The 21,542-nt window shown below is 73.1% G+C and carries 22 protein-coding genes; 9 read left to right on the top strand and 13 right to left on the bottom strand.

Features of this window, described 5'->3' with window-relative positions; translation table 11 throughout:
- Window positions 1–17 precede the first annotated feature (17 nt).
- Window positions 18–926: an NYN domain-containing protein gene (locus tag AB0N63_RS08745; RefSeq protein WP_365526036.1), complete on the bottom strand. Its 909-nt coding sequence runs from the start codon at window positions 924–926 to the stop codon at window positions 18–20.
- Between the two features lie 246 nt (window positions 927–1,172).
- On the opposite strand from AB0N63_RS08745, the gene AB0N63_RS08750 reads away from it, so the two are divergent.
- The gene (locus tag AB0N63_RS08750; RefSeq protein WP_365526039.1) at window positions 1,173–1,325 is read left to right on the top strand and encodes a hypothetical protein; all 153 of its coding nucleotides are present in this window, start codon (window positions 1,173–1,175) and stop codon (window positions 1,323–1,325) included.
- Window positions 1,326–1,429: 104 nt separating this feature from the next.
- Here the strand turns inward: AB0N63_RS08750 and AB0N63_RS08755 are convergent, their stop codons facing one another.
- The 3 genes from AB0N63_RS08755 to AB0N63_RS08765 form a co-directional block, all read right to left on the bottom strand.
- A complete protein-coding gene (locus tag AB0N63_RS08755; RefSeq protein WP_365526042.1) occupies window positions 1,430–2,032 on the bottom strand; it encodes a MarC family protein in 603 nt (200 codons plus the stop codon).
- 77 nt (window positions 2,033–2,109) lie between these two features.
- Window positions 2,110–2,967, bottom strand: a complete 858-nt coding sequence (locus tag AB0N63_RS08760) for a PHP domain-containing protein (protein ID WP_365526045.1) — start codon at window positions 2,965–2,967, stop codon at window positions 2,110–2,112.
- A 235-nt stretch (window positions 2,968–3,202) separates the two neighbouring features.
- On the bottom strand, window positions 3,203–3,844 hold the full coding sequence (locus AB0N63_RS08765) for a DUF6758 family protein (protein WP_365526048.1): 642 nt from the start codon (window positions 3,842–3,844) through the stop codon (window positions 3,203–3,205).
- Between the two features lie 182 nt (window positions 3,845–4,026).
- On the opposite strand from AB0N63_RS08765, the gene AB0N63_RS08770 reads away from it, so the two are divergent.
- Window positions 4,027–5,259 (top strand): MFS transporter, encoded by a 1,233-nt coding sequence (locus AB0N63_RS08770; RefSeq protein ID WP_365526051.1) that lies wholly within the window; start codon window positions 4,027–4,029, stop codon window positions 5,257–5,259.
- 123 nt (window positions 5,260–5,382) lie between these two features.
- Here the strand turns inward: AB0N63_RS08770 and AB0N63_RS08775 are convergent, their stop codons facing one another.
- The gene (locus AB0N63_RS08775; protein ID WP_365526053.1) at window positions 5,383–5,979 is read right to left on the bottom strand and encodes a suppressor of fused domain protein; all 597 of its coding nucleotides are present in this window, start codon (window positions 5,977–5,979) and stop codon (window positions 5,383–5,385) included.
- A gap of 557 nt (window positions 5,980–6,536) precedes the next feature.
- Between AB0N63_RS08775 and AB0N63_RS08780 the strand changes: the two genes are divergently transcribed.
- On the top strand, window positions 6,537–7,655 hold the full coding sequence (locus AB0N63_RS08780; RefSeq protein WP_365526056.1) for a magnesium and cobalt transport protein CorA: 1,119 nt from the start codon (window positions 6,537–6,539) through the stop codon (window positions 7,653–7,655).
- A 43-nt stretch (window positions 7,656–7,698) separates the two neighbouring features.
- Entirely contained in the window at window positions 7,699–8,211 is a 513-nt protein-coding gene (locus AB0N63_RS08785; RefSeq protein WP_365526058.1) for a hypothetical protein, read from the top strand.
- A gap of 18 nt (window positions 8,212–8,229) precedes the next feature.
- On the opposite strand, the gene AB0N63_RS08790 is transcribed toward AB0N63_RS08785, so the two are convergent.
- Window positions 8,230–8,982: a hypothetical protein gene (locus AB0N63_RS08790; RefSeq protein WP_365526060.1), complete on the bottom strand. Its 753-nt coding sequence runs from the start codon at window positions 8,980–8,982 to the stop codon at window positions 8,230–8,232.
- A gap of 306 nt (window positions 8,983–9,288) precedes the next feature.
- On the opposite strand from AB0N63_RS08790, the gene AB0N63_RS08795 reads away from it, so the two are divergent.
- Genes AB0N63_RS08795 through AB0N63_RS08805 form a run of 3 tightly spaced genes read left to right on the top strand, consistent with a single transcriptional unit; the run spans window position 9,289 to window position 12,386 of the window.
- Window positions 9,289–10,623: a CBS domain-containing protein gene (locus AB0N63_RS08795; protein WP_365526063.1), complete on the top strand. Its 1,335-nt coding sequence runs from the start codon at window positions 9,289–9,291 to the stop codon at window positions 10,621–10,623.
- Entirely contained in the window at window positions 10,613–11,209 is a 597-nt protein-coding gene (locus AB0N63_RS08800) for a DUF1003 domain-containing protein (RefSeq protein ID WP_365526065.1), read from the top strand. Before AB0N63_RS08795 ends, AB0N63_RS08800 begins: the two co-directional genes overlap by 11 nt.
- Window positions 11,210–11,252: 43 nt before the next feature.
- Window positions 11,253–12,386, top strand: a complete 1,134-nt coding sequence (locus AB0N63_RS08805; protein WP_365526067.1) for an Mrp/NBP35 family ATP-binding protein — start codon at window positions 11,253–11,255, stop codon at window positions 12,384–12,386.
- Between the two features lie 103 nt (window positions 12,387–12,489).
- Here the strand turns inward: AB0N63_RS08805 and AB0N63_RS08810 are convergent, their stop codons facing one another.
- The 5 genes from AB0N63_RS08810 to sigE form a co-directional block, all read right to left on the bottom strand.
- A complete protein-coding gene (locus AB0N63_RS08810) occupies window positions 12,490–13,161 on the bottom strand; it encodes a hypothetical protein (RefSeq protein ID WP_365526069.1) in 672 nt (223 codons plus the stop codon).
- A gap of 297 nt (window positions 13,162–13,458) precedes the next feature.
- Window positions 13,459–13,902 carry a sec-independent translocase gene (locus AB0N63_RS08815; RefSeq protein ID WP_365526072.1) on the bottom strand — a complete coding sequence of 148 codons (444 nt, stop codon included), beginning with the start codon at window positions 13,900–13,902 and terminating at the stop codon, window positions 13,459–13,461.
- Between the two features lie 289 nt (window positions 13,903–14,191).
- The gene (locus tag AB0N63_RS08820) at window positions 14,192–16,603 is read right to left on the bottom strand and encodes a trypsin-like peptidase domain-containing protein (RefSeq protein ID WP_365526075.1); all 2,412 of its coding nucleotides are present in this window, start codon (window positions 16,601–16,603) and stop codon (window positions 14,192–14,194) included.
- Between the two features lie 120 nt (window positions 16,604–16,723).
- Entirely contained in the window at window positions 16,724–17,719 is a 996-nt protein-coding gene (locus tag AB0N63_RS08825; protein WP_365526078.1) for a zf-HC2 domain-containing protein, read from the bottom strand.
- Window positions 17,716–18,420: an RNA polymerase sigma factor SigE gene (sigE, locus tag AB0N63_RS08830; RefSeq protein ID WP_078512095.1), complete on the bottom strand. Its 705-nt coding sequence runs from the start codon at window positions 18,418–18,420 to the stop codon at window positions 17,716–17,718. Before sigE ends, AB0N63_RS08825 begins: the two co-directional genes overlap by 4 nt.
- A 314-nt stretch (window positions 18,421–18,734) precedes the next feature.
- Here sigE and AB0N63_RS08835 point away from each other — a divergent pair, with 314 nt between their 5' ends.
- Entirely contained in the window at window positions 18,735–19,367 is a 633-nt protein-coding gene (locus AB0N63_RS08835) for an O-methyltransferase (protein ID WP_086025494.1), read from the top strand.
- 84 nt (window positions 19,368–19,451) lie between these two features.
- Here the strand turns inward: AB0N63_RS08835 and AB0N63_RS08840 are convergent, their stop codons facing one another.
- Complete coding sequence (locus tag AB0N63_RS08840) at window positions 19,452–19,619, bottom strand: DUF3117 domain-containing protein (protein WP_003966491.1); 168 nt, start codon at window positions 19,617–19,619, stop codon at window positions 19,452–19,454.
- A 391-nt stretch (window positions 19,620–20,010) separates the two neighbouring features.
- Between AB0N63_RS08840 and AB0N63_RS08845 the strand changes: the two genes are divergently transcribed.
- Window positions 20,011–20,814, top strand: a complete 804-nt coding sequence (locus tag AB0N63_RS08845) for an enoyl-CoA hydratase-related protein (protein WP_365526081.1) — start codon at window positions 20,011–20,013, stop codon at window positions 20,812–20,814.
- 45 nt (window positions 20,815–20,859) lie between these two features.
- On the opposite strand, the gene AB0N63_RS08850 is transcribed toward AB0N63_RS08845, so the two are convergent.
- Window positions 20,860–21,447 carry a DNA-3-methyladenine glycosylase I gene (locus AB0N63_RS08850; RefSeq protein WP_365526425.1) on the bottom strand — a complete coding sequence of 196 codons (588 nt, stop codon included), beginning with the start codon at window positions 21,445–21,447 and terminating at the stop codon, window positions 20,860–20,862.
- Window positions 21,448–21,542: the final 95 nt, after the last annotated feature.

Genomic DNA, 21,542 nt, shown 5'->3' on the forward strand with positions numbered 1-21,542 from the left:
CGCTACTGCCAGTACCGCTAGTACTGCGCCTGGAGGTGGTCCCAGAAGCCGTCGCGCAGGGCGCGCCGCAGGTCCGCCTGGCCGCGCAGCGAGTACCGCAGCAGACCCTCGGCCTCGACCAGCAGGTCCTGGTCGACGGAGCCGGGCAGATACGGGTGGCCGGGCAGGAGTTCGAGCACGGTGTCCCGGCCACGCTCGACGAGCCACTTCGCGGCGATCTGCGCGCCGACGAAGCGGACGTCCTCGCGGGTGGGGCGGGCCGTGCCGGTCGGGTCGTAGGTGACCGCGGTGCGCCGGGAGACGTAGGGCTTGAAGAAGTCGAGGTCGAGGGTGCGCTGACTGTCGACCTCCCACAGCAGCGGCTCGGCCTGGTTGCGGCCCTCGGGGGCCTCGACGCCCCACAGGTGGACCCGGGCGCCGTAGCCCTGGGCGGCCTCGACGGCCGACACCAGGTCCTCGTCGCCGCCGAGCAGCGCGGCGTCGCTGATGGCGCGGTGCCGGGCCAGGGACTCCAGGTCCGTGCGGATGAGGGAGTCGACGCCCTTCTGCTGGTTGTTGGCGTTGAGGTTGCCGAGGCGCACCTTGACGTCGGGCAGCTCGGCGATGGACTGCTGCTCGGCGGTGTGGATACGGCGCCGGGCGCCGTCGTACCAGTAGACGCGCAGCAGGCGGCTGTCGGCGAAGACCGTGCGGGCGCGGTCGATGAGCGCGTCGATCAGGCCCTCGGCGTCCAGGTCGAAGGCGCGGCGGTCCTCGGTCCCGGCCACCAGCCGGCCCGCGGCGGCGTAGAGGTACCCGGCATCGACGAAGATCGCATGGGTCGAGGGGGTCTTGGCCACCTCGGCGAGCATGCGTTCCAGCAGCTCGTTGGTGCGGTCGATGCGGGCGGCCAGCGCCGCGGGGTCCTGTTTCATGGCCTCGTTCATCCCTGCCATTGTCCCGGTGGTCACACTGCGAACACAACCGGTCCCGGTCGGTCGACGGCAGTAACCCTTCCGATCGGGAAGAGCCCTACCGGTTGGTAATTAGACGTTCGAAAAATTTATTTAGCGTAGGGAATGTTTGTAACGTGCGGCCCGTTAGATACGTATGGAACACGGGCACCGACGCCCCTGCGCCTCCATCACTAGTAATTCTCCGCAGGAGGATGACCAGACGAAGGGAGAAGCCCCATGCGCTTCGAGATCATGCGACTCGACGAGGTCGACGGGACCACCGTGGACACCACCGTCGTGGACGCCGCCTCCGTCAACAGGATCGTTCAGCAGGCCGCCGCGGTCGGCCAGCGACTCTGGATCCGCCCGGCCGACACCCCGGCCTCATAACAGCGGGCCCGCTTCTCGAGCTTCGAAGCCCCCGTACGGCGACCGGCCGTACGGGGGCTTCGTGCGTGGCGGACGCCCGGGACCGCCCCGGGCGTCCGGCGGGCTCAGCCGCGGACCACCTGGGTGATGCCGTTGATGATCTGCTGGACGGCGATCGCGGAGAGCATCATGCCCGCCAGCCGCGTCACCAGGACCACGCCGCCGTCCTTGATGACGCGGATGATCAGCAGCGAGTAGCGCATCACCAGCCACAGCACGACATGGATGGCGAGGATCGCCGACCACACCGAGATCTGCGTGGCGACGCTGTCGGCCTTCTGGACGGCGAGGATGACGGAGACGATCGCGCCGGGGCCGGCGAGCAGCGGCATGCCCAGCGGAACCAGGGCGACGTTGACGTCCTTGGTCGCCTTGGGCTCGTCGGTCTTGCCGGTGAGCAGGTCGAGCGCGATGAGCAGCAGGAGCAGTCCGCCGGCGATCATCAGCGCCGGCACGGACACATGCAGGTAGTCGAGGATCTGGTGGCCGAGCACGCCGAACACGGCGATGACGCCGCCGGCCACGCAGACGGCCTGGAAGGCCATCCGCTTCTGCACCTTTACGGGGCGGCCGGCGGTCAGCGCCAGGAAGATCGGGGTGATCCCGGGGGGATCCATGATGACGAACAGGGTGAGGAAGAGGGAGCCGAAGACGGCAGCGTCGAACATGGGTGTGGAACAGCCTTGCGAAAGCAGCACGGGGACAGACCCGTACCGGGGAGTGGACAGGTGGCGCGGGGCGGGGGTCAGACTCCGCCGGCGCCCGGGACGGGGAACGCCCCGGTCGCCCGTCGCGTGATCTCCCCGTACACCTCGGGGTCGGTCGTGTACGCGCCGAGGGCGACGGTCTTGCGGCTGCCGTGGTAGTCGCTGGAGCCGGTGGTCAGCAGACCCAGCTCCTTCGCGAGGCCGCGCAGCCGCGCCCGGGTGTCGGGGTCGTGGTCCATGTGGTCGACCTCGATGCCGTCGAGGCCGGCGGCGGCCAGGTCGGCGATCCGGGACTCGGGAACCGTGCGGCCGCGCTTGGCGGCGGCCGGGTGGGCGAAGACGCAGACTCCGCCGGCGTTCTTGACCAGGCGGATCGCCTCGAAGGGGTCCGTCTCGTGCTTGCCGACGTGGGCCCGGCCGCCGTCGGCCAGCCACTGGTCGGTGAAGGCGTCGCTCACGGTGGGGACGACGCCGAGTTCCACGAGGGCGGTGGCGACGTGCGGCCGGCCGACCGAGCCGTCGCCAGCGATCCGCGCGACCTGCTCCCAGGCGACGGGCACGCCGAGTGCGTTCAGCTTGGCGATCATGCCCTTGGCGCGCGGCACCCGGTCGTCGCGGACCAGCTCGCGCTCGGCGAGCAGGGCGGGCTCCTCGGGGTCGAAGAGGTAGGCCAGCATGTGCATGCTGATGCCGTCGACACGGCAGGAGAGTTCGGCGCCGGTCACGAGGGTGAGCCCCTCGGGCAGGGCGGCCATGGCCTCGGCGTGGCCGCGGGTGGTGTCGTGGTCGGTCAGCGCCACGACGTCCAGACCGGCGGCGGCCGCATTGCGCACCAGCTCGGCCGGGGTGTCCGTGCCGTCGGACGCGGTGGAGTGGGTGTGCAGATCTATGCGCACGACACGGGCTCCAGGCGGTGACGGGACGAAAGGGGACACCCAAGGATAACGGGAGCCCGGGGGTACCCTGTCACGACCGCACCCCTGGACCGCCCCCTACATCCGGGGCGGCCGGGCCGGGTCCGCGCACTGCAAAGGCCGCCCGGGCGCCCGCGTACGCCGCGCAGGCGCCCGGGCGGCTCCGCACTCACGGCACTCGGAGCCGGCGCCCCGCATCCGCGGGCGCCCTCCCCCCTCACGGCCGCAGCAGCCGGGGCGACAGCGCGCCGCACGGGACCAGGTCGACCTCCGCGCCCGCGTCCCGCAGGTCGGCGAGGACCAGTTCGTCGTACATCAGCAGGCCCGACTGCTCGGGCCAGACCACCGCCCACAGCCACAGCCCGCACGCCTCGCCCGCGAAGACCGCGCGGTCGACCGGCGTGCCGGAGACGTGCCACAGCGGGGTGGGCCGACCGCCGGCCAGGACCTTGGCGTCCGGCGGCTTCTCCACGTTGAGCCAGGGGCCGGGGTCCGGGCCCTCGAGACCGGCGTAGCGCGCGCCGAGGCCGACGCCGAGTTCCTCGGCGACCAGGATCAGTTCGCCCATGCCGCCCAGGGGACCGGGCCCTGAGCAGGCCACGGCGGCGGCGCGACCGCCGCTGCGGTCGTCGCCGGCACTGGCCACGCCCGTGAACAGCCAGCCGACCGGCAGTGGCCACGGCATCCACACCGGCACCTGGGTGCGGTGCACGACGACGCCGAGAGCCTCGACGCTGGGCGGTATCACGGGCTGCACCGGGTGCACGGTCCCGTGGGCATCGCACTGCCAGGAGTCGTTGAAGAGTCCGGGAGCCCTGACCCGGCCACCGCACTTCGGGCAACTGGGTTCGCCCCTCATAGGGCTCCACGCTCCTACCCCGGCCGCGTCACGTCAAGGACGATCACCCGTCCGGAGGGCACTCCCGTCGGGACGAACTAGATGCATGTTGCATTTATTAGCCGAGCTAACTTACTATGTGCATACACCAACTATCTGCCGTCGTGATCTCACCGGGCGCCGCCCCGGGATTGGAGCAAGGCATGGCCTCGGACGATCCCTTCGACGCGGGGGCGAGCAGCCTCCTGCGGCAGCCGAAGGCAGTCTGGGCGACGGCCGGCGCGTCCGTCGTCGCCTTCATGGGCATCGGGCTCGTGGACCCGATCCTCCCCTCCATAGCCAAGGGCCTGAACGCCACCGCCAGTCAGGTCTCCCTGCTGTTCACCTCCTACTTCCTGATCACCGCCGTCGCGATGCTGGTGACCGGCTTCGTCTCCAGCCGCATCGGCGGCAAGAAGACGCTGCTGCTCGGCCTCGCCCTCGTCGTGGTCTTCGCGGGACTGGCCGGCACCTCCGGCTCGGTGGGCCAGCTGGTCGGCTTCCGGGCCGGCTGGGGCCTGGGCAACGCCCTGTTCGTCTCCACCGCGCTCGCCGTCATCGTCGGCGCGGCGGCCGGCGGCAGCGCGGCGGCGATCCTGCTCTACGAGTCGGCGCTCGGCCTCGGCATGGCGTGCGGGCCGCTGCTGGGCGCGCTGCTCGGCGACGCCAGCTGGCGCTACCCGTTCTTCGGCACCGCGTTCCTGATGGCCGTCGGGTTCCTGTGCATCACCGCGTTCCTCAGGGAGCAGCCGAAGCCGGCCCGCAGGACCTCGCTGCTGGACCCGGTCAAGGCGCTCGGCCACGGAGGACTCGCCTCGGCGGCCGTCTCCGCGTTCTTCTACAACTACACCTTCTTCACGGTGCTGGCCTTCACCCCGTTCGTACTGAACATGACGCCGTACAAATCGGGTGCGGTGTTCTTCGCGTGGGGTGTGCTGCTGGCCGTCTTCTCGGTGATCGTCGCGCCGCGGGCACAGGAGCGGTTCGGATCGCTGAAGGTGCTGGGCGGGTCGCTGGTGCTGCTGGCCGTGGACGTCGTCGTGCTGGGGTACGGCGATCACACCACCGCCATCGTGTGCACGATCCTGTCCGGGGCGTTCATCGGGGTGAACAACACGGTGTACACCGAGCTGGCCCTCGGGGTGTCCGACGCGCCCCGGCCGGTGGCGAGCGCCGGGTACAACTTCGTGCGGTGGTTCGCGGCCGCGGCCGCGCCCTATCTCGCGCCGAGGATCGAGGAGTGGAGCGACATCCACGTGCCGTTCGTCGTCGCGGGGGCGACCGCGGTGGTGGGGGCGCTGGTGGTGCTGGTGCGCAGGGGTGCGCTCGCGCACGAGGCCGCGGAACTGGAGCCTCGGCACGCTACCGAGGACGGGGTCGCTGTCTTCGTGAAGTGAGCATGCGGGGCAGGGGGTTGAGCGGCGCACGACGGGTGCGGGCGGTGGCCGGCCGGGCGTGCGGTTCCCCGCGCCCCCGGGTCACCTCCCTCGCCACCGGGGTCCTCCGCACCGTGGGGTTCGTCACTCCAGGGGGACCGAAGTGCGCCTCGGGTCCCTCAGGTCCGTGCCGTTCGCGAGCCAGCGTTCCTGGAGGGCCTGCGCGCCGTGGACCCGTTTCCAGGCCGCCTCGTTCGGGGTCATCGGGAGGAGGGGCAGGAAGCGGACCGGGTCCAGCGGGGCGTCCAGTTCCAGGTCCTCCACCAATCCGCCCGGCTCGGCCACCAGGACCGAGGTGAAGGGCGCGCCGGGCCACAGCGCGTCCCCCACGTCCAGCGAGGCGCCCGGCGCCACGACCAGACCCTCCACCTGCGGGGACGCGCCGAGCACCGCGAGCGGGCGGAGCACCTTGTCGGTGTCGGCGAGCCCCGCCCGCACCGACAGGACGAGCTCCGCGCGCGGTCCCTTGACGGGGTCGGCGACCACGGCCGTGGGGTCCGTCATGGGGTGGGCGGACATGCCGAGCGTGGCGTAGCGGACGATGGCGCCCTCCGCGTCCGAGTCCCGGAAGCGCAGCACCTCGATGCGGTCCGTGCCGAGGAAGGTGACCGCCGCGCGCGCGTCCGGTTCGCCCAGTGCCGAACGCAACCGGGCCTCGACCAGAGGAAGAACATCTGCCATGCCGCGAGCATAGAACTCGTCAGCACCCGGCAAAGCGGCACCTTGACACGTCGGCTGACTGATAGTCTTACCCGGCGGTTCGGGGCAGCACGCAGAAGCGTCGCGTATCGAGTCCCGACGCCGTTGAAACTCCCCTGACGGGGCACCCTTCAAACAGGGTATGGATCGTCCCTCACGAGGGACCGGCCGGAGGAGGTGGGGCTGTCATGGATCGAAGTCGACCGTGCAGTAGCACCCGCTCTTCCCGCCGCTGATGTAGCTGTTCTGGCTCCGGCTGACCCGCCGCCTCTCGCGTTCGTGCCTTTGCGCGCGTCATACGGAAGAGCACTTCGTCTCGCCCGCCGGATCGTCCGATCCGGTTGGTCCGTCTGGTTCGTCTGATCCGAGTCAGTGACGAAGCCCGCCACCGCGACGGTGCGGTGCTCCCCGCTTTGTGGACGTGCGAAACATCCTTCTTCTGCCCGACGGGCGGAAGACCCTTGGCAGGACGTCCTCATTCCGGGCAGTTCCGACCGGCGCCCGGTGTTGCTTCGTCGCTCGTCACGAAGGAGCCCGCCATGTCGATGATCCGTGACCTGCGTGCCGTGGTCCGCCCGTCCCGCCCGGCGCCGCGCAAGGACAACGGCGGTACGTACGACACCACCCGCGACCCGGCGACGCCGTCGGCCGTCGTGGACTGCGCCGTCTACCGCGACGGCACGCGCCTGGAGACCCCGGTGCCGCTGACCCCGCAGGAGGCGGTGCGTCTGGTCCGGCGCGACGGGGGCTTCGTGTGGATCGGGCTGCACGAGCCGACCGAGGCCGAGTTCGCCGGCATCGCCGCCGAGTTCGGGCTGCACCCGCTGGCCGTCGAGGACGCCGTCCAGGCCCATCAGCGGCCCAAGCTGGAGCGCTACGACGACACCCTGTTCACCGTCTTCAAGACCATCCACTACGTCGACCACGACCGGCTCACCGCCACCAGCGAGGTCGTGGAGACCGGCGAGGTGATGTGCTTCACCGGCCGGGACTTCTTCATCACCGTCCGGCACGGCGGCCAGGGCTCCCTGCGCACTCTGCGCCACCGCCTCCAGGAGGACCCCGAGCTGCTGGCCAAGGGGCCCTCGGCGGTGCTGCACACCATCGCCGACCATGTCGTGGACGGCTACATCGCCGTCGCCCACGCCCTTCAGGACGACGTGGACGACGTGGAGACGGAGGTGTTCTCGCCGGGCCGGGGCGGCACCGCGCGGGGCACCGACGCCGGGCGGATCTACCAGCTCAAGCGCGAGGTCATGGAGTTCAAGCGGGCGGTGTCGCCGCTGCTGCGGCCCATGCAGCTGCTGAGCGAGCGGCCGATGCGGCTGATCGACCCGGACATCCAGAAGTACTTCCGGGACGTGGCCGACCACCTGGCCCGCGTCCAGGAGCAGGTCATCGGCTTCGACGAACTCCTCAACTCCATCCTCCAGGCCAACCTCGCCCAGGCGTCCGTGGCGCAGAACGAGGACATGCGGAAGATCACCGCGTGGGCCGCGATCATCGCCGTGCCGACGATGGTGTGCGGGGTGTACGGGATGAACTTCAAGTACATGCCCGAGCTGCACTGGCGCTACGGCTACCCGGTGATCATGAGCATCACGGTCGCGATCTGCCTCGGCATCCACCGCACGCTCAAGCGCAACGGCTGGCTGTGAGGCGGCCCGGCGGGTCCTCGCCCCGCCTCGCTACCCTGCTGCCATGACCAGCACGCTGCTCGACCGGGCCCTCATCGAGGAGGCCACGAAGAAATCCGGCCTGATCTGGGTCAGGAGCCCCGGTACGCCCGCCCGCGCCCTGTGGCACGTGTGGCACGAGGGCGCGGCCTGTCTGGTCGGCGACGGTCCCGGCGAGCAGCCGCTGCCGGGGCTGGCCGACGGGGGGACGGCCGAGGTGACGGTGCGCAGCAAGGACAAGGGCGGCCGGCTGGTGACGTGGCCGGCCCGGGTCGTGGAGCTGGCCCCGGACTCGGAGGCGTGGCGGGAGACGGTGGCGGAGCTGAAGGGCAAGCGGCTCAACGCCCCGGACGGCGAGGCGATGCCCGAGCGGTGGGCCCGGGAGTGCCGGGTGCTGCGGCTGGAGCCGGCCGGCGCGACCGTGCCGCTGCCCGACGGTTCGCTGGCCGAGGCGCCCCTGCCGACGTCGGCGACCACCCGCCGCCCGGCCCCGGCGGGCCTGCCCCGGCTGCTGCTGAGGAAGCGCCGCCGCAAGTGATCCCGGGCGGCGGACGGCTCAGGACGTCGGCAGCTGCTTGCCGTAGTCGACCGTCTCGTCCTTGGCCGGTTCGGTCAGCGGGAAGTCCTTGTTCCACTCGGAGAAGCCGAGGGTGCCCGCGCCGCCGGCGCGTTCCAGGCGCAGCGGGTAGGGGGTGCCCTCCAGGGAGACGTCGAGGGCGCCGCCGGTGCCGTCGCCCCCGGTGAGGCGGACGGTGCGGACGCCGGACGCCTCGTGGTGGCCGTCGGTGGCCAGGGCGCCGTGCAGGGTGAGCAGGCCGTCCAGGAGGACCTTCTTGTCGGTGAAGCCGCTGAACCGCTGGTAGGAGGGGTCGCCCTGCGGGACCTTCACGTATTTGCCGTCGAGCTTGCCGGCGGCCCCGCTGTCGCTCTTGCCGTCGCCGTCGGCGTGGTTCCAGAAGGCGGCGTCCGCCTTGACGTACAGCTTCTCGCCGACCCGCAGCAGCCCGAACGTGACGCCCTGGGCGGTGACCGAGCCGGTGCCGCCGTCGGACTTCAGGCGCATGTCGAGCCGGTAGGTACGGCCGTTGCTGACGACGTTGCCGGACAGGTGCACGGCGCCGGCCGACTCGGCCGCCGCTCTCGTCCGCGCCTGGATCTGCGCGGGCGGCAGCTTGCCGACCCCGTTGGTGCCCGCGTCCGGGTCGTCCCCGGAGCATCCCGTCAGCCCCGTGCCCGCTGCGACGGCCACGGCGCACAGCGCGCCCCTCAGCACGGCCCGGCGGATACGGCCCTGGGGAATCGCAGTCACAGGTGGCGCTGCCTTTCTGACGCGAGCGGCGGGTGCGCGGCGTACACGGGACGCGGGCGGGGCTGCGGGTGCGCGGCGTACGCGGGCGGGCGCGACGGGCGGCGCCCGACGCGGCGTACCGCAGCGTACCGGGGCCGCGGCGGGCCGGCGGAGCCAGTCCGTCCGGACCCCTCACCAGGGCGTATCGGAACGGGACGGGCTAGCCTGAACCCGACCTGAGCGGGCAGGGGAAGGGCACCGCAGCGGAACACCACCCCACCCACGAGATGCCGTACGCATCACGGAGCACGCAAAGGAGGCGCGCCCATGGCAGCCGGCGCCCCCCGGATCTTCGTCTCGCACCTCGCCGGCGTCGCCGTCTTCGATCCCAGCGGCGACCAGGTGGGGCGTGTGCGCGACCTGGTCGTGATGCTGCGCGTCGGACGCAAGCCGCCCCGGCTGCTCGGTCTGGTGGTCGAACTGCCCACCCGGCGGCGGATCTTCCTGCCGATGACCCGGGTGACGAGCATCGAGTCCGGGCAGGTCATCTCCACCGGTGTGCTCAACGTGCGGCGCTTCGAACAGCGGCCCACCGAGCGGCTGGCCTTCGGCGAGCTGATGGACCGGCGGGTGACGCTGGTGGAGACCGGCGAGGAGGTCACCGTCCTGGACCTGTCGGTGCAGCAGCTGCCCGCGCGCCGGGACTGGGAGGTCGACCGGGTCTTCGTGCGCAAGGGCCGCAGGAGCGGCGCGTTCCGGCGCACGGAAGACGGGCGCGTTGCGCTTCCCTGGAAGGGCGGTGGCGGGAGACGGGGCGGCGAGACGTTGACCGTGGAGTGGTCGGCGGTGACCGGGTTCTCGCTGGAGGAGCACGGGCAGGGCGCGGAGAACCTGCTCGCCACCTTCGAGCAGCTGCGCCCGGCCGACCTCGCCAACGTGCTGCACCACCTCTCCCCCAAGCGGCGCGCGGAGGTGGCCGCCGCGCTGGACGACGACCGGCTCGCCGACGTGCTGGAGGAGCTGCCGGAGGACGACCAGATCGAGATCCTCGGCAAGCTGAAGGGCGAGCGCGCGGCGGACGTGCTGGAGGCGATGGACCCGGACGACGCGGCCGACCTGCTGGCCGAGCTGCCCGTGGAGGAGCGGGAGCGGCTGCTGAGCCTGATGCAGCCGGCCGACGCGGCCGACATGCGCCGGCTGATGTCGTACGAGGAGCACACGGCGGGCGGTCTGATGACGACCGAGCCGATCGTGCTGCGCCCGGACGCGACGGTCGCCGACGCGCTGGCCCGGGTCCGCAACCCCGATCTGTCGCCCGCGCTGGCCGCGCAGGTCTATGTGTGCCGGCCCCCCGACGAGACGCCGACCGGCAAGTACCTGGGCACGGTGCACTTCCAGCGGCTGCTGCGCGACCCGCCCTACAGCCTGGTCGGCGCGCTGCTGGACGACGACCTCCAGCCGCTGGCGCCGGACGCGGCGCTGCCGGTGGTGGCCGGGTTCTTCGCCACCTACGACATGGTGGCGGCACCCGTGGTGGACGAGTCGGGTTCGCTGCTGGGGGCGGTGACCGTGGACGACGTGCTGGACCACATGCTGCCGGAGGACTGGCGGGAGACGGAGTTCCACCTGGACGACGAGGGGGCGGCCACGCATGGCGGCTGAGCGCGAGGGCAACCGCGAGCGGCATCCGGTGGGCGCCACGGCGGCCGGGCGGCCGCGCGGCGGCCGGCTGGACCAGCCGCGCGCGCTGCGCCGCCGGCTGCTGCCGGAGTGGGACCCGGACGCCTTCGGCCGGCTCTCCGAGCGCATCGCGCGCTTCCTGGGCACCGGGCGGTTCATCGTCTGGATGACGGTGGTGATCATCGTCTGGGTGGTGTGGAACATCGCCGCGCCGCGGCAACTGCGCTTCGACGAGTACCCGTTCATCTTCCTGACGCTGGCCCTGTCCCTCCAGGCCTCCTACGCCGCCCCGCTGATCCTGCTGGCCCAGAACCGGCAGGACGACCGGGACCGGGTCAACCTGGAGCAGGACCGCAAGCAGAACGAGCGGTCCATCGCTGACACCGAGTACCTGACTCGGGAGATCGCGGCGCTGCGCATGGGCCTGGGCGAGGTGGCGACGCGCGACTGGATCCGCTCGGAGCTGCAGGATGTGATCAAGGAGCTGGAGGAGCGGCAGAACGGCCACCGCACGCATGCCGTATTCCCGGCGGATCACCCGCGCGGACGTGACATGGACGACCGCTGACGGGGGTCCCTGCGCGACGGCCGCGCGCCGTACCATCGTTGACATGGTTACGGAAGACGCGGTGCGCGAAGCGCTGGCGACGGTTGACGACCCCGAGATCCACCGGCCCATCACCGAGCTGGGCATGGTCAAATCGGTGGAGATCGGCGCGGACGGGACGGTCGCGGTCACCGTGTACCTGACGGTCTCCGGCTGCCCCATGCGCGAGACGATCACGCAGCGGGTGACGGACGCGGTCACGCGCGTCGAGGGCGTCACCCGGGTGGACGTCTCCCTGGACGTGATGAGCGACGAGCAGCGCAAGGAGCTGGCGAACGCCCTGCGCGGCGGCCAGGCCGAGCGCGAGGTCCCCTTCGCCAAGCCGGGCAACCTGACCCGGGTCTACGCGGTCGCCTCCGGCAAGGGCGGCGTCGGCAAGTCCTCGGTCACGGTGAACCTCGCGGCGGCGATGGCGGCCGACGGGCTGAAGGTGGGCGTGGTCGACGCCGACATCTACGGCCACAGCGTGCCGCGCATGCTGGGCGCGGACGGGCGTCCCACCCAGGTCGAGAACATGATCATGCCGCCGTCGGCGAACGGCGTGAAGGTCATCTCCATCGGCATGTTCACCCCGGGCAACGCGCCGGTGGTGTGGCGCGGCCCGATGCTGCACCGCGCGCTCCAGCAGTTCCTGGCGGACGTGTACTGGGGCGACCTGGACGTCCTGCTGCTGGACCTGCCGCCGGGCACCGGCGACATCGCGATCTCCGTGGCCCAGCTGGTGCCGAACGCCGAGATCCTGGTCGTGACGACGCCCCAGCAGGCGGCCGCCGAGGTGGCCGAGCGGGCCGGTTCCATCGCCGTGCAGACCCACCAGAAGATCGTCGGCGTGGTCGAGAACATGTCCGGGCTGCCCTGCCCGCACTGCGGCGAGATGGTCGACGTGTTCGGCACGGGCGGCGGCCAGCTGGTCGCCGACGGCCTGACCCGCACCACGGGCGCGTCGGTGCCGGTGCTCGGCTCCATCCCGATCGACGTGCGGCTGCGCGAGGGCGGCGACGAGGGCAAGCCGGTCGTCCTGTCCGACCCGGACTCCCCGGCCGGTGCGGCCCTGCGCGCCATCGCGGGCAAGCTCGGCGGCCGTCAGCGGGGCCTTTCGGGGCTGTCACTGGGGATCACGCCGAGGAACAAGTTCTAGGAGCGTCCGGGGGGCCGTGCGGCTCCCGCGGCCTCGTACGGCTTCGTACGGTGAAGGGCGCCGTCCCCGTGGGGCGGCGCCCTTCACCGTGTCCGCGGGCCGGTCAGGCGTAGGTGGTGATGTCCTTGACGACGGCGAAGCCGAGCCCGTAGGCGCTCATCCCCCGCCCGTACGCGCCCAGGTGGACCCCTTGCTCGGTGGTGCCGGCGAGCACCCAGCCGTACTCGGACTCGCGGTAGTGGAAGGAGGCCGGGACGCCGTCCACGGGCAGGGACAGCGTCGACCAGTCCGGGCCGGACAGGTCGTCGGCCAGCACCCACGCGGTCTCGGTCTGCTGCTCCAGCCAGTCGTCGCGCAGGGCGTGGTCCATCTGCATGGGCCAGGTGAAGGACAGCAGCCCCACCCCGGCCAGCCAGGCCGCCGAGGAGACCGTGGTGGCCTCCAGCCGGCCGGTGCCGTCGGCGAGCTGCCGGACGGGGTGCGCGGCGACCGTGACGACGACGGCGAACTTCTCCTTGGGCTCGTCCGGGGAACCGGAGACGAACTCGTTGCGCACGGAGGGCTCGTCGCCGTGTCCGATCGAACCGTGTTCCACGGAGCCGTCGGCGGAGGTGCCGACCTGCATCAGCCAGCGCGGGCCCGTGAAGGCCTCGTCGAGGCCGTACCACGGGAAGGGCGCCAGCAGGTAGCCGTCGACCGCGCGCCGGGCGGAGGGGGCCGGTAGTCCGCCCTCCCCGGCCGGCGCCTGCGCCACCGCCCTACTTGTCGTCTCCATCTGCCCGGACGCCTCCTCGCTCTCGTCGGACCGGGGCGGCCCGCCCCCCTTCGGGCGCACCCGTCCGGTCCGCACAACAACTCGGCAGCATATCCACCCCGCCTCGGGCAGCCCGGAAGCTCCCGGCGCGTAGGGCGCGGGAGGACCCGTTCAGGCCGCGCGTGCCGCGCCCGCGACACGACGGTGATACGACGATATGGCGCGTATCACGGCGATATGACGGTATGACACGCCTCACATCACCGATGGCGGCACGGGAGGCTCCGGTCGGCGGGTCGGGTGGCGTCGGCGGACGGCTCAGGTCGCGTCGGAGTCGAAGGGCGGCCGCTCGTCGCGGTCGGGCCCCTCGGGCTTCTTCGTCATGTCGATCCGGCCGCCGGAGGAGGGCGGGGAAGACGACGAGGGCGAGGGGTCGCTGTCGCGGCCGTGCACCGCGTCCGTGACCTCGGCCATCTCCTTCTTCAGGTCGAAGCCGTTGCGGATCTCCTTCAGCCCCAGGTCGTCGGCCTCCAGCTGCTTGCGGAGGAACGTCTTGGGGTTGAGGTCCTCGAACTCGAAGTCCTTGAACTCCGGGCCGAGTTCCTGCCGGATGTCCTGCTTGGCGCTCTCGGAGAACTCGCGGATCTTGCGGATCGTGCGGGTGACGTCCTGGATGACCTTGGGGAGCTTGTCCGGACCGAACACGAGCATGGCCAGGACGATGATCGTCGCCAGCTCGGGCAGTCCTATGTCGTTGAACACCTGAAGCTCCTTGCGATGTCCGTGGTCCTCGGCCCTCGGGCGGTCCGGTCTGTACGGGTCCATCCATGGTCCGGGCCGGCTCCACGGTACCCGCAGCACGCGCGCGACCGGTACCGTCCCGAGGTGTCGGACCGCGTGTACACGACGAGTTTTGCCGTGTGTTCGCGTGGCGGCCGCCCGGCGTTGCCCCGGGCGGACGCCGTCCGGGACCGAGCGGTGCGGCTCAGTCGACGCCCGCGGAGCCGCCCGGTGCGGGGCAGTCGCCACCGGCGGAGCCGCCGGCTGCGGGTCAGTCGCCGCCGGCGGAGCCGAGGACGAGGCTGACCTCGCGGTCCCGGCCGTCGCGCCGGACGGTCAGCGCCAGCCGGTCGCCGGGGCGGTGGGCGCGGGTCCGGACGATCAGCTCCTCCCCCGAGTGGACCGGCTTGCCGTCCACCGCCGTGATCACGTCGCCGGCCTTGATGCCCGCCTTGGCGCCGGGGCCGCCCGGGGTGACCGGGGAACCGCCGTCACGGCTCTTGGCGCCGACCTTGGCACCGTCGCCGGTGTAGTTCATGTCGAGCGTCACGCCGATCACCGGGTGGCTGGCCCGGCCGGTGTTGATCAGCTCCTCGGCGACGCGCTTGGCCTGGTTGACCGGGATGGCGAAGCCGAGCCCGATGGACCCGGCCTGGCCCGTCTGCACGTCGGAGCCGGTGTCGGCGCTGCGGATGGCCGAATTGATGCCGATGACGCGGCCGCGCGAGTCCAGCAGAGGGCCGCCGGAGTTGCCCGGGTTGATGGGCGCGTCGGTCTGGAGCGCGTCGACGTACGAGACGTCACCGCCCTCGCCCTTCTCACCGCCGGCCGTGATGGGGCGCTCCTTGGCGCTGATGATCCCGGAGGTGACGGTGTTGGCCAGGTCGAAGGGTGCGCCGATGGCGACCACCGGATCGCCGACCTGCACGTTGTCGGAGTTGCCGAGGGGCAGGGGGGTCAGGCCGCGTACGCCGCTGACCTGGACCACGGCCAGGTCGTAGCCGGTGTCGCGGCCGACGATGCGGGCCTTGGCGGTCTGTCCGCCGCTGAACGTCACCGATATGGCGCCGCCGGAGGCGGCCGGTTCGACCACATGGTTGTTGGTGAGGATGTGACCGAGGCCGTCCAGTACGAAGCCGGTGCCGGTGCCCTGCTCGTCCGAGCCGGACACGTGCAAGGTGACCACGCTCGGCAGGGCACGGGCGGCGATCCCCGCGACGCTGTCCGGGGCGCGCCCGGCGGGCTCCTTCCCGGCCTGCGGCAGTTCCACGGCGCCGATGCCGCCGTTGCGCTCGAAGTACGCCCCGGCGACGCCGCCGAGCAGTCCGGAGACGACCGCGAGGGCGACGGCGCCGCCGACGAGGGCGCGCCGCACCCGCCTGCGCCGCCGCTCCGCGCTGCCCTGCCCGGCCCCGCTCTCCTGGAGGGGCGCGGCGGCCCAGGGGTCGTAACGCCCCCAGGGGCCCCCGCCCGCGGGCGGGCTGTCCGCTGCGGTGTGGTCGGCTGCCGCCGGGGCGTCTCCCGTGGGGGGCACGCCGGCTCGGTCGGCCGGCGCCGGGGGGTGGAGGGGGTGCGGGGTGCCGTGCCCCGCGGGAGAGGCGTGGGGGGCGGGGCGCCCCTCGGGGGCCTGGTGCGGGGTGGTGCCGGGCCCGGTGAGCGGCGTTTGCGGGGCAGGGGCTCCGGGCCCCGTGGGGGCGGGCCGCGGGGCGGGGATGCCGTGCCCGGCGGGAGGCATCTGCGAGGCGGGGAGGTCGTGCCCGGCGGGGGCGTCCGGGGCTACGGGCCCGAGGGGGCCTCCGGGGGCTCCGGCCTCGGCCTGGGGGTGCGCGGGCGTGCCGGGCCCGGCGGGGGGCTGCGCGGGCGGCGGCACGGGGGCGCCCTGGCCCGCCGGGGGGTGGACCGGGTACGGGACGGACGTGGCGGGCCCCGCCGAGGGGTGGGCGGGCGTCGGGACCGGCGCACCCGCACCGGCCGGTACCGGCCCGGAGGGCGCGCCCGCCGGGCCCGGTACGGTCGCGCCCGCCCCCACCGGGGCGTGCCCGGACGGCGGCACGGGCGCGGGCGGCGCCACGGGTGTGCCCACCGGCGCGGGAACCGCGGGCGGGGCCGACGCCAGCGTCGGGTGCTGGACGGGCGGAGCGGGCGCCCAGGGGCCGGGTTCGCCGTAGGGCGGGGTGTCGTAGGGGTCGGGGTCGTGCAGAGGCCTGGGCCGGCCTGCGGGTGGGGCGACGGGGACGGGGGACACGGGTCCGGCCACGGGCGCGACGGCGGCCTCCCCGGCGACGCGGGAGGCCACCCCCGAGGGACCGCTGCCGGGGGTGGCGACGCCCTCCCCGGCATCCGGGGGCGGCCCGTCGGTCGCGCTTTCCGGTCCCGCCGGCAGGACCGCCGTGTCGGAGGCGGGGGCCCCGGGCAGGCCCTCCGGGACCGATGCCGAGGCCACCTCGGCCGGGGCCGAGGGCTCGGCCGACGAGGCGGGCTCGTCGGTCACGGTGGTCCCGGCCTCGGTGGACGGGGGGGTGCCCGTCGGGGCGGGGCGGGCCAGTTCGTAGTCGCCCTCATGGTCCTCCCGCAGGGACGGCGTGGCCGCCTCGGCCCCGGCGGCCGTCGGGTCGGCCGGTGGCCGGGTTCGGCCGAACCACCTCGGGCGGGTGTACTTCGTGGGCGGCTTCCCCTCGTTCATGTTCTCCCCACAGGTGCCCGCGGCACGCGTCGTCTGCGCGCCCCGACCGGTGTCATGGGCGCGACCACCTGGATTCAACCAGGTTCGCGGGCCGCCGCGCAGGGACCGGTGGGCGGCCGGTCAGTGCGCGGTGCGGGACGCGGCGGAGGCGGACGGGTCCGGCGCCGGGGCGGGGACGGGTGCGGCGAGCAGGCCGGGCGGGGTGAACCCCGGGTTCGCGGACCAGCCGGTCAGGGAGATCGGCGGCCGGGTGCCGAGCGGGCGTATCAGCGGCGAGAGGACGGCCGCCCCGGCCATCACCGGCGCCGTCAGCGCTCGTACCCCGGACGGCTGCTGGGGCGCCGCCGGTGGCTGCGCACCGGGCAGCAGCGGCGCGGACAGGGAGGTGGGCACCAGCGGAGTACCCGAAGAGGTCCGCTGGCCCTGCGGCGAGACGGAGCCGGCCGCCCGGCGCCGGGCGGCCTCGGGCCACGTCACCGCGCCCGCGCCGCCGCCCGCCGTACGCGCCGGAGTCACGTTGCTGCCGGCGCCGGAGCCACCGCGGGCCTCGGCCGGTGTGTCCCCCACCGCGCCGGTGGTCACCCCGCCGAGGGCGACCGCGGCCAGCGACACCGCTCCGGCGGCGACGAAGGCGAACCGCAGCCCGCGCGAGGCCGAGCGCTCGCCGTCGGGGCGGCCGACGTCGTGGACGCGGAAGCCGTCCGCGGAGTCGGGGTCGGGGTCGGGCGCGCCGCCGTGCGGGCCGGCCGGGACGTAGCCGAACTCGAACCGCTCGCCGCGGCGCACGCCGAACACCCCGGACGCCCCGGAGGAGCGCCCGGACAGGCCGGGGAAGCCGCCGTCGGCCAGGGGCGGGCCGCCGTCGCCGCCGGGCAGCCCCTGGAGGCGGGCCAGGAAGCTCTCGGAGGGCGGCGGCGGGGCCGCTTCCGCGAAGACGTTCTTCAGACGGCGCTGCGCCTCCACCTCCGCCTTGCACTTCGCGCAGGTGGCCACGTGCGCCAGGACGCGCTCACGCGCCTCATGACCCAGCTCTCCGTCCACCAGGGCGGAGAGCCGGTCTCCCAGATGCTGTTCCGCGAGGCCGCTCGCGGCGGGGTCGGGTCGTGATCCACTCACGCGGTCGCGCCCCCTCCCCCCAGCGCGGGGACCCGGGCCACGAATCCGCGCCGCTCGGCCCGGCGCGCCTCGGGCGAACGGTGCGCGAGGGCCTTGCGCAGCTGTGAGCGGCCCCGGTGGATACGGGAGCGCACCGTGCCGAGCTTGACGCCGAGGGTGGCGGCGATCTCCTCGTAGGACAGCCCCTCGATGTCGCACAGGACGACCGCCGCCCGGAACTCCGGGGCGAGGGTGTCCAGCGCCTGCTGGATGTCCGCGTCGAAGTGCGCGTCGTTGAAGAGCTGCTGCGGGGTGGGTTCCTTGCTGGCCAGCCGCTCCGCGGCGTCCTCGCCGAGCGCGTCGAAGCGGATGCGCTGCTTGCGGCGGACCATGTCCAGGAAGAGGTTGGTGGTGATGCGGTGGAGCCAGCCCTCGAAGGTGCCCGGGGTGTAGGTCGACAGGGAGCGGAAGACGCGGACGAAGACCTCCTGGGTGAGGTCCTCGGCGTCGTGCTGGTTGCCGGTGAGGCGGTAGGCCAGGCGGTAGACACGGCCGCTGTGCGTGCTGACGATCTCCTCCCAGGTGGGCGGAGTCCACGCCTGCGCGTCCGCGTCGGTGGAGAAGGTCGCGGTCGCGGCGAAGCCGTCGGCGTGGCTCGGGTCAGCAGCGGTGTCGTTCACGGATTTCGGCCTGCCCGCCGATCCGAGGAAGCGCCGCAGCACTCCTCCCCGATCCACAGGCACAGCCGCACCTCCCCTGTCGGCTCTGGTGGTGTCCAGCGGAGCCCCTACCATAGCCACCTCGCCCGTTAGCTCCGGATAAGCGGTTTTACGAGAATTTGACACCGGCTGCCTGGGGCCGTCCGGCTGCGTCAGGACTTGCCCCGCGTCCCGTTCCATCCCATATCCCCCGTCCTGCCCCGGGCCCGCGCCGGCGCCCCTTCCTCACCCCTTCAAACGACCGGTCCCATCTGCGGGTTCCCGGCCCCAACGGATACAGTCACGCCCGAGGCATCCACGGGACATAGGAGAGGGTCATTACCGGCAACCGGCAGACGAGCTCGGCGTTCGCCGACGCCTATGTCGCCGAGGACGAAGCACTGCTCTGGGCCCGCGACCGGGCCAGTGAAGCGGGGCTGCGCTCGGTGTCGCCCGGCGCGGGCGCGGCCCTGCGCCTGCTCGCCGCCACCGTGGACGCCAAGGCGGTCGCGGAGATCGGGACCGGGACCGGCGTCTCCGGCATCCACCTGCTGCACGGCATGCGCCCGGACGGGGTCCTGACCACCGTCGATCCCGAGCCGGAGCACCAGCAGTTCGCCCGGCAGGCGTTCCGGGCGGCCGGCTTCGCCAGCAACCGCGCCCGCTTCATCCCCGGGCGCGCCCTGGACGTGCTGCCGCGGCTCGCCGACGCCGGGTACGACCTCGTCTTCTGCGACGGCGACCGCCTGGAGTTCCTCGACTACCTCGCCGAATCGTTGCGCCTGCTGCGACCGGGGGGCCTGGTCGTGTTCGAGGGCGTCTTCGCGCACGGGCGGACGGTGGACTCCGGGCCGCAGCCCACGGAGGTGCTGCGGCTGCGGGAACTGCTGCGCACGGTGCGCGAGAGCCCGGACCTGGTGCCGTCGCTGCTGCCGGTGGGCGACGGCCTGCTGTGCGCGGTCAAACGCTGAACCCCGCCCCCCCACCGGGCAAGACGACCGCCCCGGCACCTCATCGAGGGCCGGGGCGGTCGAAAGGGTATGGTCGCTTGCGCGTCAGCCGACGACCTTCTTGAGGGCGTCGCCGAGCGCGTCGGCCTCGTCAGGGGTCAGCTCGACGACGAGTCGACCGCCGCCTTCGAGCGGAACGCGCATGACGATGCCCCGCCCCTCCTTGGTCACCTCGAGCGGGCCATCACCCGTCCGCGGCTTCATGGCCGCCATGCTCGTTCCCCTTCCTGAAACCCAGCTCATCGTCAAAGCCGACGCCCCACCGAAGGGCACGCGCGAACCGTGCCCAAAACAGCCCAGGACACGCGACACCGGCATCGAACACATTGCTTCCCAGCCATTATCCCGCATCCCAGGACCCGATGACCAACATCAGCAGGCATCGCTTGGGCAACGCGCGCGAGCAAAACCACCCAATTCGGCGATGTGGCTGCGATACTGCGCCCCCGCGCCGACATCCCCCGCCACCTGGCACGTCGTATTTCTTTGACGCAGGTCACACGTCCGCTCCGCGCCGCGGCCGGTGATCTCCGTCATGCTGTCCTTCGGACCCAGCAACGTACTGAGCGGTACGTCAGTGCCGCGACACCGGAGGGGATGTCCCATGGCCGACACCGTGCTCTACGAGGTGAGCGACGGACTCGCGACGATCACGCTCAACCGCCCCGAGGCGATGAACGCGCTCGACATCGCGACCAAGGTCGCCCTGCGGGACGCGGCCGAGTCCGCGGCGTCCGACGACGCCGTGCGCGCCGTGCTGCTCACCGCGGCCGGGGACCGGGCGTTCTGCGTGGGACAGGACCTCAAGGAGCACATCGGGCTGCTGGCCGCCGACCACGAGAGCGGCGAGGGCCGGACGATGAGCACCGTCACCGAGCACTACAACCCGATCGTGCGCGCCCTGGCCGGCGCGGCGAAGCCGGTGGTGGCCGCGGTCAACGGCGTGGCCGCCGGCGCGGGCTTCGGGTTCGCGCTCGCCGCCGACTACCGGATCGTGGCGGACACCGCCGCCTTCAACACCTCCTTCGCGGGCGTGGCGCTCACCGCGGACTCCGGCATCTCCTGGACCCTGCCGCGCGTGGTGGGCCCCGGCCGCGCCGCCGACCTGCTGCTCTTCCCGCGCAGCATCTCCGCGCAGGAGGCCCACGAGCTGGGGATCGCCAACCGGGTGGTGCCGGCGGCCGAGCTGCGCGCCGAGGCCGAGAAGGTCGCGCGCGGCCTCGCCGAGGGCCCGACGGTGGCATACGCGGCGCTCAAGGAGGCCGTGGCCTACGGTCTGACGCACTCGCTGGCCGAGACCCTGGAGAAGGAGGACGAGCTGCAGGGCCGGGCGGGCCAGTCCGAGGACCACGCGATCGCCGTACAGGCGTTCGTCAACAAGGAGAAGCCGAAGTACCTGGGCCGCTGACCCCTGCCCGGCCCCGGTCTGCAGCGCGCCCCCGTCCCCGTCCGCTCAGGGGCGGCGGCGCGCGACGCAGGCGGCGAGGTGGTCGTCGACCAGGCCGCAGGCCTGCATCAGGGCGTACGCCGTCGTCGGGCCGACGAAGCGCAGGCCGCGCTTCTTCAGGGCCTTCGACAGAGCCGTGGACTCGGGCGTGACGGCCGGGACGTCGCCCAGGGACCGGGGCGCCGCACGGCCGTCCGGGTCGGGGGCGTGGGACCAGATCAGGGCGTCCAGGTCGCCCGGGGACCAGCCGGCCAGCACGCGCGCGTTGGCGAGGGTCGCGTCGATCTTGGCTCGATTGCGGATGATGCCCGCGTCGGCGAGCAGGCGCTCGCGGTCGTCGTCCGTGAAGCGGGCCACCGCGGCGATCTCGAAGCCGGCGAAGGCGGTGCGGAAGCCCTCACGGCGGCGCAGGATCGTGATCCACGACAGTCCGGACTGGAACGCCTCCAGGCTGAGGCGCTCGTAGAGGGCGTCGTCGCCGTGGACCGGGCGGCCCCACTCCTCGTCGTGGTACGCCACGTACTCGGGCGCGGACAGCGCCCACGGGCAGCGCAGGCCGCCGTCCGGGCCCGCGACCGGCGCGCCCGCCGTGATCGCGGCGCCGACGGTCGCCTCGGTGGTCAGCGCGTCGGCCGGGGCGGTGGCGCTCGCGGCCTTCGGTGCGGCGGTCGGCCGGGCGGCGGCCGCCG

Origin of the sequence: Streptomyces sp. NPDC093260 (assembly GCF_040683715.1) — a bacterium.
GTDB classification, from domain to species: Bacteria; Actinomycetota; Actinomycetes; order Streptomycetales; family Streptomycetaceae; genus Streptomyces; species Streptomyces sennicomposti.